At 72.8% G+C, this 1,800-nt stretch carries 2 protein-coding genes; one reads left to right on the top strand and one right to left on the bottom strand.

Annotation, left to right across the window (positions count from 1 at the left end; all coding sequences use genetic code 11):
• Positions 1-180: 180 nt before the first annotated feature.
• Positions 181-855 carry a Crp/Fnr family transcriptional regulator gene (locus AB8Z36_RS38740; RefSeq protein WP_055553109.1) on the top strand — a complete coding sequence of 225 codons (675 nt, stop codon included), beginning with the start codon at positions 181-183 and terminating at the stop codon, positions 853-855.
• Positions 856-972: 117 nt separating this feature from the next.
• Here the strand turns inward: AB8Z36_RS38740 and AB8Z36_RS38735 are convergent.
• On the bottom strand, positions 973-1,800 hold an 828-nt coding region (locus tag AB8Z36_RS38735), incomplete at its 5' end, for an MBL fold metallo-hydrolase (RefSeq protein ID WP_369218053.1).

Here is a 1,800-nt window from a genome sequence, read left to right as displayed (position 1 = left end):
GGCCAGCCTAGAGCCCGGCACTGACATCCGCCCCTGACCTCTTGGATCAGCCCCCAATTGGCCCCCTCCCGCACAGCACGCGACGCCGGTGCGGCAGACTTGTGACTGATCACACTGTTTGGACCGTCCGGCAAACTGGGGAACACGGTCCCCTGATGCAGGTCGACAAGGAGAGAACTCGTGGACGACGTTCTGCGGCGCGCCCCGCTCTTCGCGGCGCTCGATGACGAGCAGGCCGCGGAGCTTCGCGGCTCCATGAGTGAGGTGACGCTCGCGCGCGGAGACGCCCTTTTCCATGAGGGAGACCCCGGAGACCGCCTCTACGTGGTCACCGAGGGCAAGGTGAAGCTTCACCGCACCTCACCCGACGGCCGCGAGAACATGCTCGCGGTGCTCGGCCCCGGCGAGCTCATCGGTGAGCTGTCGCTCTTCGACCCGGGCCCCCGTACGGCCACCGCCTCCGCTCTCACCGAGGTCAAGCTCCTCGGCCTGGGCCACGGCGACCTCCAGCCCTGGCTGAACGCGCGCCCCGAAGTGGCCTCCGCGCTGCTGCGCGCCGTCGCCCGGCGGCTGCGCAAGACCAACGACCAGATGTCCGACCTGGTCTTCTCCGACGTGCCCGGCCGTGTGGCCCGCGCGCTCCTGGACCTGTCGCGCCGCTTCGGCGTGCAGTCCGAGGAGGGCATCCACGTGGTGCACGACCTCACCCAGGAGGAGCTCGCCCAGCTCGTCGGCGCCTCCCGCGAGACGGTCAACAAGGCGCTCGCGGACTTCGCCGGACGCGGCTGGCTGCGCCTGGAGGCCCGCGCGGTGATCCTGCTCGACGTCGAGCGGCTCGCCAAGCGTTCACGCTGACGCGCCTGCGCCCTCACCGGCATCGGAAGGGCCCCGCCTCCCGGGAGGCGGGGCCCTTCCGTGTCCCTGGCCGGGCGAGGTCCCTGGCCGGGCGAGGCGGCGAGAGGGCGCGGCGGCTCAGATCAGGCCGTGCTCCTGGAGGTAGTCCAGCTGCGCCCTGACCGACAGCTCCGCCGCGGGCCACAGCGAGCGGTCCACGTCCGCGTACACGTGCGCCACGACGGCCGCGGCCGCCGTATGGCCGTTCTCCACGGCCGTCTCGACCTGGGCCAGGCGGTTGGCACGGTGGGCGAGGTAGAACTCGACGGCACCCTGCGCGTCCTCGAGGACGGGCCCGTGGCCCGGCAGGACGGTGTGGACGCCGTCGTCGACCGTCAGGGACCTCAGCCGCCGCAGGGAGTCCAGATAGTCCCCCAGACGGCCGTCGGGGTGCGCCACGACCGTCGTGCCGCGGCCGAGGATCGTGTCGCCCGTCAGGACCGCCCGGTCGGCGGGGATGTGGAAGCAGAGCGAGTCCGCGGTGTGGCCCGGGGTGGGCACCACACGCAGCTCCAGGCCGCCCGTGGTGATCACGTCACCGGCCGCGAGGCCCTCGTCGCCCAGACGCAGGGCGGGGTCGAGGGCGCGTACGTGAGTGCCTGTCAGCTCGGCGAAGCGGGAGGCGCCCTCGGCGTGGTCGGGGTGACCGTGGGTCAGCAGGGTGAGCGCCACGCGCTTGCCCGCCTTCTCGGCCGTCTCCACGACATGGCTCAGATGGGCGTCGTCCAGCGGGCCCGGGTCGACGACCACCGCGAGGGGCGAGTCGGGCTCCGAGAGGATCCAGGTGTTGGTGCCGTCCAGCGTCATCGCGGAGGCGTTCGGCGCGAGCACGTTGACCGCGCGGGCGGTGGCGGGACCGCTGAGGACCCCGCCACGGGGCTGTCCGGGCAGGGCGGCGGCGTCGGT

This window comes from Streptomyces flavofungini (genome assembly GCF_041028215.1).
GTDB lineage: Bacteria > Actinomycetota > Actinomycetes > Streptomycetales > Streptomycetaceae > Streptomyces > Streptomyces flavofungini_B.
Note: the sequence above shows the minus strand (reverse complement) of the source record. Positions and strands in the feature narration are given on the sequence as shown.